This window comes from Cyanobacterium sp. HL-69 (assembly GCA_002813895.1).
Lineage (GTDB): Bacteria > Cyanobacteriota > Cyanobacteriia > Cyanobacteriales > Cyanobacteriaceae > Cyanobacterium.
This window is the reverse complement of sequence record CP024912.1, coordinates 1793911-1808897: the sequence shown is the minus strand read 5'-3', so window position 1 is coordinate 1808897 and position 14987 is coordinate 1793911. Positions and strand designations below refer to the sequence as shown.

Genomic DNA, 14987 nt, shown 5'->3' with positions numbered 1-14987 from the left:
AAACAAAAGTGTCGATAAAATGAAAGATAAAATATCCAATTTTTCACAGCTAATAATGTTAAGTTTATCCACACTGGCTCTAACCCTACTTTTCCATATCCATCCCGTATTTGCCCAAGAAACAGGAGGAGGCTTTAACCCTCAACAATGGTTACTCGATGCCTTGCAATGGATTGATAGTTTAGGAGGATTAGGGGCGATCGCCTTTATCCTGTTATATATAATAGCTACCGTAGCCTTCTTACCCGGTTCCATTCTCACCCTTGGGGGCGGAGTCGTCTTCGGAGTTGTTTTAGGTTCCATATACGTCTTTATTGGGGCAACTATCGGCGCCACCCTAGCCTTTTTAGTCGGTAGATATATCGCCCGAGATTGGGTAGCAGGAAAGATACAAGGTAACCAAAAATTTGCAGCCATCGATGAAGCCGTAGGGCGAGAAGGATTAAAAATTGTGCTACTTACCCGTTTATCCCCCGTTTTCCCCTTCAACCTTCTTAACTACGCCTACGGAGTCACAAGGGTATCTCTCAAAGATTATTTTATCGGTTCAGTGGGTATGATACCAGGCACCATTATGTATGTCTATATCGGCTCATTAGCAGGAAATATTGCCACCATCGGCACAGATACTCCCAGTAACCCCACCGTAGAATGGACTATCAGAATTATTGGTTTTATTGCCACCGTTGCCGTTACCGTTTATGTTACCAAAATAGCTAGAAAAGCCCTTGAAAATCAAGTATTAGAACCTACAAAATGAACAAACAACAATCCATAAACATTCCTCCCATGGATGAATATAACCAACAACTCATCTCCTATGTACACCCTCCAGATTGGCAAAATCCCAGCCCCAAAGATAAATATGACCTAGTGGTCATCGGGGCAGGTACAGCAGGGCTAGTAGTGGCGGCAGGGGCTGCAGGATTAGATTTAGGCTTGAAGGTTGCCCTCGTAGAAAAGCACCTGATGGGGGGAGATTGTCTCAATTTTGGGTGTGTACCTTCTAAGGCGATAATTCGTTCGGCGAAGGTGATTGGGGAAATACTCAAAGCGCCTGATTTGGGGGTAAATGTGGATGGTGTTACCATTGATTTTCCTCAAGTTATGGCAAGGATGCGTAAATTAAGGGCGGGGATTAGTCACCATGATTCGGCAACTCGGTTCAAAAATTTGGGCATTGACGTATTTTTGGGGGAGGCTCATTTTGTGCGGGGTAGTGCCATTGAAGTGGATGGGCAAAAGTTAAATTATAAAAAAGCGGTGATTGCTACGGGGGCAAGGGCTGTTACTCCGAAGATAGAAGGCATTGAGAAGGTTGGTTTTCGCACCAATGAAACTATTTTCTCGTTGACGGAATTACCCCCTCGGTTGGCAGTCATAGGAGGAGGGCCCATTGGTTGTGAATTAGCCCAAACTTTTCATCGTCTAGGCTCTCAGGTTAGCTTAATTCATAAATATCCCCATCTTTTGAATAAGGAGGATGAGGAGGCGGCGCAGATTATCGAAGATACTTTTATCAGGGAAAAGATGAATTTAATTTTATCGGCTCAACCTGTGCGGGTGGAAAATACGGAAGAGGGTAAGAAGATATATTATCGCTTTGATAAGGGGGAAGATTTTATAATTGTGGATGAGATTTTGATGGGGGCAGGAAGGGCGCCCAATGTGGAGGGTTTGAACCTCGAAGCGGTGGGGGTGGAATATGATAACCGTAGGGGGGTTGTGGTGAATGATTTTTTACGGACTACTAACCCGAAAATTTTTGCAGCAGGGGATATTTGTAGCCGTTTTAAGTTTACCCACACGGCGGACGCTATGGCGCGTATTGTGATCAAGAATACTCTGTTTTCTCCTTTTGGGTTGGGTAAGGCGAAGTTTAGTGATTTGGTAATTCCTTGGGTTACTTTTAGCGATCCTGAAATTGCCCATGTGGGTATGTATGCTCATGATGCGGAGGATAAGGGCATTGAATATAATGTTATCAAAATTTTGTTTAGTGGGGTCGATCGCGCGATCGTAGATAGCGAGGAGGAAGGTTTTGTAAAAATTATCCACAAAAAAGGCTCGGATAAAATTTTGGGGGCTACCATTGTGGCAAGTCATGCAGGGGAGATGATTTCAGAAATTAGCACAGCCATGGTTAATGGGGTGGGATTAAATGGTTTGTCGTCGGTGATTCATTCTTATCCTACCCAAGCTGATGCTATTAAAAAAGCTGCTGATGCTTATCGGCGTACTTTGTTAACTCCAACTTCTAAGAAGATTTTAGGTATTTTAACTAGGTTGTCGTAATTTAGGGATAAGAAAAATAGTCGTTTTCACCTCTTTTTTCTAATTCTGTAACAATCGTTTGTCTGATGGGATTATATTTTAGTTTAATTTTTGCTACCATTTTTTGATCTTCTTCTGTTTCCCAATAACCATCAACTAGAATCATTTTATAGGCTTCTTTTTTATAGCATTCTAAGAAACTTTTTAACATGGAATAAAGACTATTATAAACACAAATATCTTCATGATAAATGTGCCATATTTTTCCTGTTTCTTGTTGCTCTGAAGAACATGCGATCGCATAATACTCTCCTTCAAAACCCAGTAAAGGAAATAGATGCTCTGGGTAAATAATCCAATCATGGCTTTGATTCTCTTCAATCCAGCTATGGTAAACGTTTAATGATTCTTCTATATTTAAGAAATAATGGTAGTAAAAAATTTGGACATCATCATATATATTAGTGCCATTATGCCATTGATATAATTGCTTTGCTTCTTGAGGTAGTTTAAAAGGAAAGTCCTTTAATTTTTGTTCTATCTCTAATGGACTTAAGCCTTGATTTAGGCTGTTGCTGATGCAATTATTTTTGTCAGTATATTTAAGAATATCTTGAATTACTTGTACTATTTTATCCATGGTTAATGTTCACTAAATCATGAAAAATTTATGATATTACTTGAGTCATAAAAAGGGAATTTTATTTGAAAATAGTAATAGTACATTGTTATGTTGTGACCCTATTTGTTACAGAAATATAAAATAAAGCCTAGACAAAAATATATATTGTAAAATTTGAACAGAGATAACCATATAGATTAAAGATTACCCATGACCACCACATTAAATCAAGCAGAAGTATCAGCCGATGATTATTGTATCTTCGGTTTAGCAACCTGCTTTGTCAGAGAAGAGGGAGATATTCAGGAAGTAGAAGTAATTGAGCCTATTCCATCCGCCTACTGGGAAACTTTGTTGAAGGGAGTTGAAACTTCTTATAAGTTCGTTTGTGCAAAAACAGTGGGAGAGGTTTTAGTTAATGACAGTTTACAAAAACCCAATGATTTCCCTAGTAATAGCCAATTTTGTCATAATTTTATTGAGATGACTTTAGCCGCAACCCGCACTTATAAAAAGAAACCCTCTGCTAAGGAATTTCTGGCTTTAGGAGAGCAAAAAGCTGACCTTAATTATTCGTTAGCAAGAAAAAGAATTTTAAATAACATCAAAACCGTGTCTGATGATGATAATGTAAAGCAACATCCAAACACCCATAAAATTTTATAGTTGCGATTAGATCAATTATTATTTGGTCTATCTGTCCATAGGGGGGAATTACAGATTTCTCCCCATTCAATATTTTTTTTGTGACAATTATTAAATTTTTATTAAAATTAATGCCAGTTCAATTATAAATATTCCACCAATGGATATTAAAAACCATGGACAATTAAACTTACTGATAATTTACATTGATAGCTAAAATACACAGAAACAAAAAGATAAAAAATAATGTCATCAAAGTATATATAAAAACCACAACCAAATTAGATAATTAACTTAGCTGTCATTGGGGTTTGAAAACACTAACTTTTATTTATGATCTATGATTGTATAGCAGTTTGGGGTAGTGAGGTTGTAGTTAGTTATTACGTAGGTCAAAATATGATTTATCTTTCTTGAGTTGCTCGGATTATCAGTAAAATATTATCAATTAAATTTAGAGAACGTCCATTTTATACAACAAAGACTTATAAATATCAATAACTATATTAATTTAAATCTCAATTCATTGTCACTAAAGGCGGTGAAAATCTATGACTATTAAACTTTATTAAATTGATTTGAGGAGTAATACTACAGTGAAATTTTATTCTTTTATTCTCAGTTGTCTAACTTTTTTATTTTTGACGACTCCTGCTTTTGCGGGGAGGTTGATTTCTTGGCGCTTTGAAGCGAATCAAAATCGACTGGTTTTTACTACGGACAGAAGTGTTCAGCCTACGGCTCAATTAATATCTAATCCTACTCGTTTAGTTATTGATTTACCCGGTACAAATTTGGGTAGAGGCACTGTCAATGAAAATTTGGGTAGTTTGATCACTAATCTAAGAATTGGTCAATTTGATAATAATACGACAAGGGTGGTGGTAGAGATCGCTCAGGGTTATACCATCGATCCTCAAAAGGTAAGGGTTCAGGGCATTTCTCCTACTCAGTGGAGTGTGGATATTCCTCAGCCTGAGAGGATGACAACTCCTCCTCCTGTTACTCCGACTCCTCCTCGTAATAATAATTCTTCTATTGATAATCCTCCTCCTAGTAATCCTAATAACACCACTGCGAGGGCAAATAGTAGGTCTCCTTTTCAGATTTCTTCTAGTGGCATTTTGATGGGGATTGATGGGAATTCTAATAATGCTATTCGTTATAGTCGTAGTCGCGATCGCCGCGAGATCGAATTTGAGTTACAAGGTATTACCCTTAGCAATGAATTAATTAACTCATGGGATGTGAATGAATATGGAGTAAGTTCTATTGATGTTAGTCAAAAACGCTCTTCTCCCCCCGTTGCATCCTTAAAAATGAATGTTAATCCCGATAGCCCCGATTGGCAGGCGAGTTTTAGCCGTATGGGGGGATTAGTTTTATGGCCTCAAGGGGGTATGGGAAGGGTAGAATCTCTTTCTAGTAGCAATGTTGGCACAAAATCTGTTAGTGCGATAACGGTGGCTCAAAATACCACCAGACCTGTTAATATTGCCAGAAATCAAGATAAAACAATCATTGAGTCTATTAATTTTGACAATAATGACTTATTAATTAGAGCTAATCAGAGCTTAAGAGCTACAGGTACTTGGTCTCAGCAGGATGGTACTTATCAAATTCGCATTAATAATGCGGATCTATCTCCCAATTTTCGGAACCCTCAACTATCTTCTAATAGTCCTCTTTCCAGACTACGCATTTGGCAACCTGATGATAATACCGTTATTTTATTGGTTCAACCATCCCCTGGGGTTAGAATTGGACGTTTAAATCAACCTAATGACCGTTCTGTTAGTCTTTCTCTTTTGGGAGGGCGTACAGCCACTAATAACGCACCCATTCGCAATAATAATCCCGTGGTCAATGACCCCACCAATAACACGGCGGCGATCCCCGTTAACCCCCCCCCTCGGAATATTAGTATTACTCCCCCCCCCGCGAATACTACTCCCCCTGCTAATAATCGCCCTAACCAATCCCGTCCTTTGGTCATAATCGATCCAGGTCATGGAGGTAGAGATCCAGGGGCTGTGGGCATTGGTGGTTTGCGGGAAAAGGATGTTATTTTACCGATTTCTTTAGAAGTTGCCCGAATTTTGGAACAACAGGGTATCCAAGCACGTCTTACTCGTAATAATGATAATTTTATCAGTTTGGAAGGGCGTACTAATATGGCAAATAGTCTTAATGCTGATTTGTTTGTGAGCATCCATGCTAACGCTATCAGTATGAGTCGTCCTGATGTTAATGGTTTGGAAACTTACTATTTTCAGAGTGGTCGTAATTTAGCTAATGTTATTCATCGTAATATTTTACAAAGGCTTAATATACGCGATCGCCGAGTACGTCAGGCAAGGTTTTATGTACTCCGTAATTCGAGAATGCCCTCTGTGTTAGTCGAAACTGGATTTGTCACGGGTAGAGAAGATGCCGCTCGTCTAGGAGATCCTAATTTTCAAAGACAGATGGCTCAAGGCATTGCCGCGGGAATTGTCGAATACGTTAGAACCAATAGACTTTAGACTAGTCCAGACAAAACCTTTTGCTCCCACCCTCTTGGTTTGATTTAATCTAAGGGAGTGGGAAAAGTTTTACAACTCAATTAATTACTAAAAACTTAAAAAACAAAATCATTTATTTTGTACTTTTGAGCTAAAAGGTTCTCAATTATCGTCATGGAAAAAATTAAAGGATTAAAAAAGCTATTCTTGATTGTCCCAGCCCAAATAGATTAATAATTATCCTTCGGAAACTTCTGGTTTATAACATTTTATTACATAACATAAAATGAGTGAAAATATTTAATGATAAGAGATTACATTTAATAAGAAGCAATAAATCAGACGAAAAGTAAACATAAAAAGATGCAATTTTATCTCAATAAGATACTTAATTATAAATATTCGGTAAAATCTCTAACCGTTTTTTTGTAACCCATAAGTCTTTGATTTGTTTCATATATTTAATTCCTCACAAAATATTTACAATATTGAGTAAATTTGCTTATATTATATTAATTTCAATGGAAATAATAACTAGATTTATGACAAATGCGTTTAACAACAGAATAGGTGTATTTGACAGTGGGGTGGGAGGGTTAACGGTATTACGACAGATATATCGTCAATTACCCCAGGAGTCTATTTTGTATTTTGGAGATACTAAACGTCTCCCCTATGGTACTAAGTCACCTCAAGAAATTTTACAATTCGTTAGAGAGATTCTCTACTGGATGCAAGAAGAGGGAGTAAAAATGGTGATTATGGCCTGTAATACTAGCTCTGCCCTTGCCCTTGAGGAAGTTAGAACGGAGTTTAATTTTCCTATTTTGGGCTTGATTCATCCTGGGGCAAAGGCAGCTATTAAACAAGGAAAAAGAATTGGGGTTATTTCCACCGTTGCTACCGCTTCTAGTAATGCTTATCGTAACGCTATTAATGAACTTGAGCCTGATACGAAGGTTTGGCAAATTGGTTGTCCTGAATTTGTTCCTCTTATCGAAGACAATAAAATTTATGACCCCTATACGAAAGAAGTAGCCCAAAAATATCTTGAGCCTTTACTGAGAAATAGAATTGATACTTTGGTATATGGTTGTACTCATTATCCCCATTTAGAAGGAGTTTTGAGAGAAATTTTGCCTTCCTATGTAAAATTAGTAGATCCAGCCTATGCGGTGGTGAGGGCTATGGCTAAGGAGTTGGAAATCAATGGATTACGCAACCAAGAAGATGCCTTGGCAACCCGTTTTTGTGTGAGTGGAAATCCCGATGAATTTGCCCATGCCTCTAGGGGCTGGTTGGGTTTTACTCCTAATGTGGAACAAATTCAGTTACAACCTCATTTTGAATTAGTTGATACTTCCATGGAGATTAGGGATAATTCTTCAGAGGATGTTTATGCGGAGAGTTTAATCGCCTAACTTTTATGGGGAGTAAATAAAAGTTTGGGGGACGTAATGTTTTACGTCCCTATTTTAAGTTAATTATTCCTTTTTGTATCAAATACCATGAGCCAAACTTATCAAACTACGGGCATTATTCTCAAACAAAATCCGTTTAAGGAAAATGATTTATTAGTCACTATCTTTTCCCCTGAATATGGGTTAGTACGGGCGATCGCCCCAGGAGCCAGAAAATATAAATCAAGATTAAGAGGAAGGATTCAACCCCTAGTAATAAACGAATTTTTAATCGTTAAAGGAACAAATTTAGATCGATTAATTCAGGCAGAAACCAAAGAATCATACCCTAAACTAAGTCATAATTTAGGAAAACTAACCATCAGTCAATACTTGGCAGAAATAATCCTTAATTTAGCACCCACAGAACAACCTCAAATAGAATTATATAATACTTTTAATAAACACTTAAAAACTTTAGAAACATTAGATAATCAAATTAATTTCACCCCCTATTTAGCCCAAGGAGTATTTAATATACTAATTCTGACAGGTATAGCTCCAGAAGTAAACTATTGCCTCACCACAGAAACCCCTCTAATTCCTAACTTTGCTCAATCCCATTGGCGAGTAGGATTTAGTTTTGCTAATGGTGGTTTAATTCAATTATCATCTATGAATAATAGTCAAAACAATTATATTAATACTAAAATTAATGCCTTAGAATTATTTTTTTTACAATGTTTATCTAACGGAAAACAACAGGAAATGGAAATGGAAATCAAACAGACATACTCTACAGAAACAATTAATTTAGCTTGGATAAATATTGAAAGAAGCCTAAAAAACTATATAGAATTTTATCTTGGTCATTCCTTAAAATCTGCCGCAATGATCAATTTTGCTCTTAATTACACTTAACAGAAAAAATTAATTTTACCGTAAAACTAGAAAATAAATTACGTCAATGATGGTATGAAATATTCTTAAATTATCATCAACATTCCATATCTAAAGCATTGTTATTATTTGTTATTCCCACCTTCATAGCTCCATTTTTTCCACAACCCCTAATTATCGGATCTCAAAAAGGATTATCATATATACAAGGGTATTCATAGGATGAAAATTCAACCATTATCACACTGATAGTATCTTGAATATATCAAAAACAAGAATAATGACCGTATATCATTAAAACAACTTCAGGTGATGAATAAGATACCATAAATCATCTTACCCTTATTTTATGTATTGAATATTTTATAGTTAAATAATGACAGTTAATAACACCTTAATCGCTGCCCCAAAAGCAGAATTAGCTTCTATTACTCCCCGTGTTGCCGCTATCAGTCGTGACACCAAGGAAACAGATGTAAAGGTAGAAGTCAACTTAGACGGTACAGGAAAATGTGACGTTAATACAGGAGTGCCTTTTCTTGACCATATGTTACATCAACTATCATCCCATGGTCTATTGGATTTAGATATTCAAGCCACAGGAGACATTGAAATTGATGATCATCATACTAATGAGGATGTTGGTATAACTTTAGGGATGGCCATAGCCAAGGCTGTGGGTAACAGGAAGGGAATCAATCGTTTCGGACATTTTATCGCCCCTCTTGATGAGGCTTTAGTACAAGTTACCCTTGATTTTTCGGGACGACCTCATTTAAGTTATGGTTTAGATATACCAACCCAGAGAGTCGGCACTTATGATACCCAATTGGTAAGGGAGTTTTTTGTGGCGATTGTCAATCATTGTCAGATTACTTTACATATCCGTCAATTGGATGGTATTAATTCTCATCACATCATCGAAGCAACTTTTAAGGCTTTTGCTAGGGCAATGCGTATGGCATTGGAATATGATGTACGTCGTTTAAATGAAATTCCTAGTTCTAAAGGAGTTTTGTAAAGAAATCTGATTACAATAAACACAGTAAGTTATTTTATAGTCTATATTTTTTGATTTTATAGATATTCTAGTTTGATTTTTATAATTAATATTTCTTAATAAATGTAGTATAACTCAATGATTTGTAAAGTGTTTACTTCCCTAGTTAGTCGATTTTTGCAGGAGTAAACACAAGCATTTTTTCTGATTCATTTAGGAATGCTATAGTTAAAAAGTGTTTGGGGTTTAATTTTTTATCCCATGGACGATGAAATAATGGTTAATAATTAAGTCATAAAATAAATACAATGGTTATTATATTTTATTTGAGCCAAAACAAAATTGTAAATACTTTTTTTAAGCTGTGTTAATTATTTTGAATTACATTGGTTTTCAATTATTTTTATGTAGTATTTGTCAACCTTAAAAATAATAATATTTAGAGGAAAATTTATCATGTCTAAGAAAGGAAAATATTTATTAGTTGCTTCTAATCAGCCTTATACGGGAAAGACGGCAACAATCTTGGGGGTTGCCCATCAACTAAGACAAAGGGGTATTAAATTGGGCTATGCTAAACCCATCGGCACTTGTTTTAATGATTTGGATACTACCCAAGATGAGCAAGATATAAGTTTTATTACTCAAACTTTGGACTTATCTGCTACTCAAATTAAGTCTCCTTTGGTATTACTCAATCAAAAAACCATCACTGATGCTTTAGATTCCCATGGAGATGATAGTTTTGATGTACTTAGCTACTGTAACTCCATTGAGGGTGATTTGGTGTTGGTAGAGGGTGCTGGAAATCTCTCTCAAGGTAATTTGTTTAATCTTTCTAGTCCAGAAGTAGCCGAAAAAATTGATGCTTCTGTTTTGTTGGTAGTCAAGTATGATGCTTTACAAATTGTGGATCAAATTCTTTGTGCTAAACAAATGTTTGGCGATCGCCTTTTAGGTGTTAGTATCAATAGTATTCCCCATGATCAACTCGATACCATGACTAATGTTATTAAACCTTTTTTAGAAGACCATGGCATTGATGTATTAGGGATGTTACCTACCGACAGACTTTTACAAAGTGTTAGCGTTCGGGAATTAGTAGCACAGTTGAAAGCGACTGTACTATGTCGTCCTGATCGCTTAGATTTGATGGTAGAAAGTTTAACCGTAGGGGCGATGAATGTTAACTCTGCTTTAGAGTATTTTCGCCAACGACAGAATATGGCTGTGGTGACAGGGGGCGATCGCACAGACCTCCAATTAGCAGCCCTAGAAAGCTCTACAAACTGCCTAATTCTAACAGGACATATCCCCCCTCAGCAACTCATTTTAGCAAGGGCTGAAGACCTAGAAATCCCCATTTTAACCGTAGATTGCGATACTCTCACCACCGTGGAAATTGTGGATCGAGCCTTCGGAACCGTGCGTCTCCAAGAAACTATCAAAGTAGAATGTGTACAACAGTTAATTGAAGAGCATTTTAACCTTAATAAATTATTAGAAAAAATTGGTTTAAATAACTAAGATATTTATTATGAATAGGGTGGGCATTGCCCACCAGAATAAACTTTTTTATGAATTATCAGTTAATTTGACATTCTCTCTTATCTTCCTCAATGCGTTGTTGCAATCTGTTTGTGACTCCTAAAATGGCATCATCATAAAGACGGTCAAATTCTTGGCTAAAATGTTTGGCAATGGTGGAATTATCTATAATTAATAAAGCCTCATCATTAGTATAATTGGCGGCTGCTGACCAATTATGAGAACCTGTAACGATAATTTTATTGTCAATTAATGCAAACTTATGATGTAATTTATCTCCCCTAGAAATATTAGGTATCCCTACCGTTTCAATAGAATTTTCCCATGGGTTATTGTCACCATAAAACTGACAATTATTACTCAATTCAACTCCTAATAAATCTAACCCTTCACTATAATATCTATAAGCAAAAAGAGGATCTATTAATGCCCTTATTTGAGTACCTCGTGAACTTTTATTTTCGAGGGTATTAGATAATGGTTGTTTACTAAAAACAAAGAGAGCTAAATCTATGGATTCACTAGCTTTTTTTAAGGTTTCATCTATTAAGCCATTGGTTGTTGCTTCCCATGGTTGGGTGCGAGAAGTAGGAGAGAATTTTACTGTAACTTGGCTTTCTCCAATGGTTAGGGTTTGGGCAGGGCGAAAGGGTTTTTGTAAGCCGAATAAACTATCTTTTTTGCTACCAATCCCATCACCCCACATATAGTTAAATTCCTGAGCAAAAATGTTGGCAAGGGGTGCATTATCTATTACCAAAAGATGGTTAGCATTACCCCTTGTATTTTCGTTATCTAAGTCTCCATGGGTACCACTTAGGGTAAAATTTGCTGAACCTGTAACCAATTTTTTGTTATCAATAATCAAGAATTTATGGTGCATTAAACCACTACCTTTGCTACCATCTTCTGTATCATCAATGATAGGAATATTATTTTTTTTCAGAATAGCTAAACCATGATCTGCTCCTAGTTCATTTAAACTTAAATTATAGTTATTTTCAATGATTATTCTTACTTTTTTTCCTGCTTGGTGTTGAGATGCGATCGCCCTTGCTAAATCTGGTAAATTAAGATCTTGAATGGCAATATCAATGGTATTTTCTGCACTATTAACGGCTTCTATTAAAATTTGTTCTAAGTTATCTCCTTCACGAATAATTGGTCGGTAGGGTTCAGTATATTCAGCCTGTTGATTATAATTAAAATATACTTGAATATTAGGATCTTGGGGTAAAGGTGAAAGATTATTTAGTTGAGGAATTTCTAGCTCATTTCGACAACCATAAAGCAGTAAACAACTAGATAATATGGTAATCAATATTTTGTTAATTTTCATTTAATTTTAACTGTAAAATCGAGAGAGAAAAATTGATAAATAATAAATATGTGTATGAAAGTAGGCGTAGTTAAATTAATTTAGAGAAACAGCTTAAACCCTTCCTTAATAAAAGACTTAGCAAAATAAGAGCTATAATTAATTTCGCCAAGGTACTTATGGGGATATTAAATAATTTGTGATATGCCTATTAGAGTTTTATGGTTAGTTTTTTTTGATTATGCATTACTTAATTTAGCGAGTGCGAGAAAGAATTAAATTAGCGATAGAAAGTACCAAAATGGCCATAAATAAAACTAAACCCATGGCACTAGCATAATTAATATCTAACTCTTGAAATGCTTTTTCATATATGTAATATACAACGGTTTTAGAGCTATTTCTAGGACCTCCTTGGGTTAATAAAAAAACCTCCTCAAATACTTTTGTCGCACTGAGGGCAGAAATTACTGCCACCAAAAAAATATAAGGCTTCATGAGAGGAATGGTAATATCAAAGTGTTTTTGCCAACCATCTGAGCCATCGATAGCACCTGCTTCGTATAATTCAGCAGGGATACTTTGTAAACCAGCCAAATAAATCACCATGTAATAACCTAAACCTTTCCAAATGGTGACTACCATTACACTCCAAATAGCCCAGTCAGGGCTAGTTAACCATGGTAAACCCGATGAGAAGCCCAATCCTAGCCAAATTTGGTTGAAGATACCATTTGACCAATATAAGGCTTTCCAAGCGATTCCTGCTACCACCATGGAGATTACTACGGGGGTGTAATAAGCCGCACGAAACCAGTTGATGCCTTTTAATTTTTGGTTAACGGCGATCGCCAAGAACAATGGTAAAATAACTAAGGCTGGTACTACTCCCACCATGTAAAGAAGACTATTGAGTAAAGTTTTTCTGAATAATTCATCTTGGACTAATCTTTCAAAGTTTTGTAAACCCACCCACTCAGGGGGTTGTGTTAAGTCATAGCCATAACTAGAAAAACTAAGACTAAAGGCTTGAATAGCAGGATAAAAAACTATTAGAGTTAAGACAATTAGGGCGGGGGCTAAAAACCAAAATGGTTTTAATTTTTCCCCTAATATATTAGTAATAGTTTGTTTGAAGGATGATGTTTTCTTATCTGAAGAAATATTTTTCTTTAAAATAAACATAAAGATACTGTTTTTGTAGTAGCAAAACTTGTCATGGTAATGCTTAGTTAGTGTCGGAAACGAATATGATGGAAAAAAGTAAAGGTAATAATATAAAGATAATTTAGGGGATTTAGTTTCAAAATATTGACGATATGTTCAAAAGTATTTGCCAAAAAAAAGACTACAATAAAAAGTCTGTTAAAACTTCATCAGGTTCATCTTCAAATTCATCATCCCAATCTTGATTACTATTTGTAGTATCTTCTTTAATCTCTTTTGTTTGTAAGGTAGCCACCAACTTTTCTAAAATTTCTAATTTGGTTGTTAATCTTTCTATTTGATAGTCTTTTTTTTCTAAAACTTCTAAACGCTGATTCAAGTTTTGATATTCTTCTAGTCGTTGATTATTTTCTAAATTTAACTCACTATCTGATAAATAGTTACCAATAATATCTAATACTAATTGTTCTATGTTTTGCTCTTTTTCTACGGCAAGATTATCTAGCTTTTCTAACCATTCATCTGAAATATTTAGATATAAGTTAGCGGTTTGTAATTTTAAATCTTTAGACATAATGATAATAAATAATTAATAACTAATAATCAATAAAAATGTATTAATTGAATTGTTAAATGTCAATGGTACATTACTTAAACTTCTTCAGACTAGAATATAATACTATGTGTAGGATTATTAGAAATAGATAGAATGAGCAAAGAAAAACTAGAGAAATTAAAAAGTATTTTTGCCACCATGGATAAGGCTTTAATTGCTTATTCTGGGGGAATTGATAGCACCCTAGTTGCTAAAGTTGCTTATGATGTCTTGGGAGACAAAGCCCTTGCTATTACAGCGGTATCTCCTTCCCTTTTACCTGAAGAATTAGATGAAGCCCAACATCAAGCCCAACAAATTGGTATTAATCATGAAATGATTGTCACCGAGGAGATGGATAACCCTAACTATACCTCAAATCCTGTCAACCGTTGTTATTTTTGCAAAAGTGAATTGCACGATAAATTAAAAGCGATCGCCCTTAAAAGAGGTTATCCTTATGTGATAGACGGGGTAAATTATGACGATTTACAAGACTATCGCCCCGGCATAGAAGCCGCAAAAGAGAGAAAAGTGCGATCGCCATTAGCTGAAGTAAGTATATCAAAAATACAAGTAAGAGAGATCAGTAAATTATTAAACCTACCATGGTGGGATAAACCTTCTCAACCCTGTCTGTCTTCCCGCTTTCCCTACGGAGAAGAAATCACCATCCAAAAACTCCATCGTGTCGGTAGGGCAGAAGTTTATTTACGCAATTTAGGCTATCTTAATTTGAGAGTGAGATCCCAAGGAGATACCGCTAGAATTGAACTATCACCCCAAAAAATAGCCACCTTTGTCAATGAAGTTGACTTGCCCACATTAGTCCATTACTTTCAACAGTTAGGATTTATCTACGTTACCCTCGACTTAGAAGGTTATAGCAGTGGAAAACTAAACCGAGTTATCAACAACTCTCAATCCGAAAACCTCGCCCTACGGTAGTATTTAGCATGGGTGACAAAAATTGCTTTACTGCTGGAAGTGTTAGGAGTTAGCCATTAGGACAAA

General features: G+C 35.8%; 13 protein-coding genes. 9 read left to right on the top strand and 4 right to left on the bottom strand.

Features of this window, described 5'->3' with window-relative positions; genetic code table 11:
• Positions 1-19 precede the first annotated feature (19 nt).
• Positions 20-760, top strand: coding sequence for a TVP38/TMEM64 family protein (locus AA637_RS08235; RefSeq protein ID WP_446684559.1), 741 nt, complete (start codon positions 20-22; stop codon positions 758-760).
• Entirely contained in the window at positions 757-2295 is a 1539-nt protein-coding gene (locus AA637_RS08230; RefSeq protein ID WP_446682349.1) for a mercuric reductase, read from the top strand. The genes AA637_RS08235 and AA637_RS08230 overlap by 4 nt, the downstream gene beginning before the upstream one ends.
• A gap of 1 nt (position 2296) precedes the next feature.
• Here the strand turns inward: AA637_RS08230 and AA637_RS08225 are convergent, their stop codons facing one another.
• Positions 2297-2914: an SMI1/KNR4 family protein gene (locus AA637_RS08225; RefSeq protein ID WP_446682348.1), complete on the bottom strand. Its 618-nt coding sequence runs from the start codon at positions 2912-2914 to the stop codon at positions 2297-2299.
• A gap of 192 nt (positions 2915-3106) precedes the next feature.
• On the opposite strand from AA637_RS08225, the gene AA637_RS08220 reads away from it, so the two are divergent.
• The 6 genes from AA637_RS08220 (at position 3107) to AA637_RS08195 (ending at position 10872) form a co-directional block, all read left to right on the top strand.
• Positions 3107-3562 carry a hypothetical protein gene (locus AA637_RS08220; RefSeq protein ID WP_446682347.1) on the top strand — a complete coding sequence of 152 codons (456 nt, stop codon included), beginning with the start codon at positions 3107-3109 and terminating at the stop codon, positions 3560-3562.
• 575 nt (positions 3563-4137) lie between these two features.
• Positions 4138-6066 carry an N-acetylmuramoyl-L-alanine amidase gene (locus AA637_RS08215; protein ID WP_446682346.1) on the top strand — a complete coding sequence of 643 codons (1929 nt, stop codon included), beginning with the start codon at positions 4138-4140 and terminating at the stop codon, positions 6064-6066.
• Positions 6067-6587: 521 nt separating this feature from the next.
• Complete coding sequence (murI, locus tag AA637_RS08210; RefSeq protein ID WP_069790553.1) at positions 6588-7466, top strand: glutamate racemase; 879 nt, start codon at positions 6588-6590, stop codon at positions 7464-7466.
• Positions 7467-7553: 87 nt separating this feature from the next.
• Positions 7554-8366 (top strand): DNA repair protein RecO, encoded by an 813-nt coding sequence (gene recO / locus AA637_RS08205; RefSeq protein WP_446682345.1) that lies wholly within the window; start codon positions 7554-7556, stop codon positions 8364-8366.
• 355 nt (positions 8367-8721) lie between these two features.
• Positions 8722-9366, top strand: coding sequence for an imidazoleglycerol-phosphate dehydratase HisB (gene hisB / locus AA637_RS08200; protein ID WP_446682344.1), 645 nt, complete (start codon positions 8722-8724; stop codon positions 9364-9366).
• Positions 9367-9801: 435 nt separating this feature from the next.
• Entirely contained in the window at positions 9802-10872 is a 1071-nt protein-coding gene (locus tag AA637_RS08195) for a phosphotransacetylase family protein (RefSeq protein ID WP_446682343.1), read from the top strand.
• Between the two features lie 58 nt (positions 10873-10930).
• Here AA637_RS08195 and AA637_RS08190 read toward each other — a convergent pair whose 3' ends face one another.
• The 3 genes from AA637_RS08190 to AA637_RS08180 all read right to left on the bottom strand — a co-directional run bounded on the left by AA637_RS08190 (position 10931) and on the right by AA637_RS08180 (position 13952).
• Positions 10931-12232: a phospholipase D-like domain-containing protein gene (locus tag AA637_RS08190; protein ID WP_446682342.1), complete on the bottom strand. Its 1302-nt coding sequence runs from the start codon at positions 12230-12232 to the stop codon at positions 10931-10933.
• Positions 12233-12466: 234 nt separating this feature from the next.
• Positions 12467-13390 (bottom strand): carbohydrate ABC transporter permease, encoded by a 924-nt coding sequence (locus AA637_RS08185; RefSeq protein ID WP_446684558.1) that lies wholly within the window; start codon positions 13388-13390, stop codon positions 12467-12469.
• Positions 13391-13559: 169 nt separating this feature from the next.
• Entirely contained in the window at positions 13560-13952 is a 393-nt protein-coding gene (locus tag AA637_RS08180; RefSeq protein WP_446682341.1) for a hypothetical protein, read from the bottom strand.
• Positions 13953-14087: 135 nt separating this feature from the next.
• On the opposite strand from AA637_RS08180, the gene larE reads away from it, so the two are divergent.
• Positions 14088-14921: an ATP-dependent sacrificial sulfur transferase LarE gene (gene larE / locus AA637_RS08175; protein WP_446682340.1), complete on the top strand. Its 834-nt coding sequence runs from the start codon at positions 14088-14090 to the stop codon at positions 14919-14921.
• Positions 14922-14987 lie beyond the last annotated feature (66 nt).

Coding starts and splice junctions, on each gene's coding strand:
- AA637_RS08195 (WP_446682343.1), top strand. CDS start 9,802: ATGTCTAAGAAAGGAAAATATTTATTAGTTGCTTCTAATCAGCCTTAT.
- AA637_RS08235 (WP_446684559.1), top strand. CDS start 20: ATGAAAGATAAAATATCCAATTTTTCACAGCTAATAATGTTAAGTTTA.
- AA637_RS08225 (WP_446682348.1), bottom strand. CDS start 2,914: ATGGATAAAATAGTACAAGTAATTCAAGATATTCTTAAATATACTGAC.
- AA637_RS08180 (WP_446682341.1), bottom strand. CDS start 13,952: ATGTCTAAAGATTTAAAATTACAAACCGCTAACTTATATCTAAATATT.
- AA637_RS08230 (WP_446682349.1), top strand. CDS start 757: ATGAACAAACAACAATCCATAAACATTCCTCCCATGGATGAATATAAC.
- AA637_RS08220 (WP_446682347.1), top strand. CDS start 3,107: ATGACCACCACATTAAATCAAGCAGAAGTATCAGCCGATGATTATTGT.
- AA637_RS08190 (WP_446682342.1), bottom strand. CDS start 12,232: ATGAAAATTAACAAAATATTGATTACCATATTATCTAGTTGTTTACTG.
- murI (WP_069790553.1), top strand. CDS start 6,588: ATGACAAATGCGTTTAACAACAGAATAGGTGTATTTGACAGTGGGGTG.
- larE (WP_446682340.1), top strand. CDS start 14,088: ATGAGCAAAGAAAAACTAGAGAAATTAAAAAGTATTTTTGCCACCATG.
- hisB (WP_446682344.1), top strand. CDS start 8,722: ATGACAGTTAATAACACCTTAATCGCTGCCCCAAAAGCAGAATTAGCT.
- recO (WP_446682345.1), top strand. CDS start 7,554: ATGAGCCAAACTTATCAAACTACGGGCATTATTCTCAAACAAAATCCG.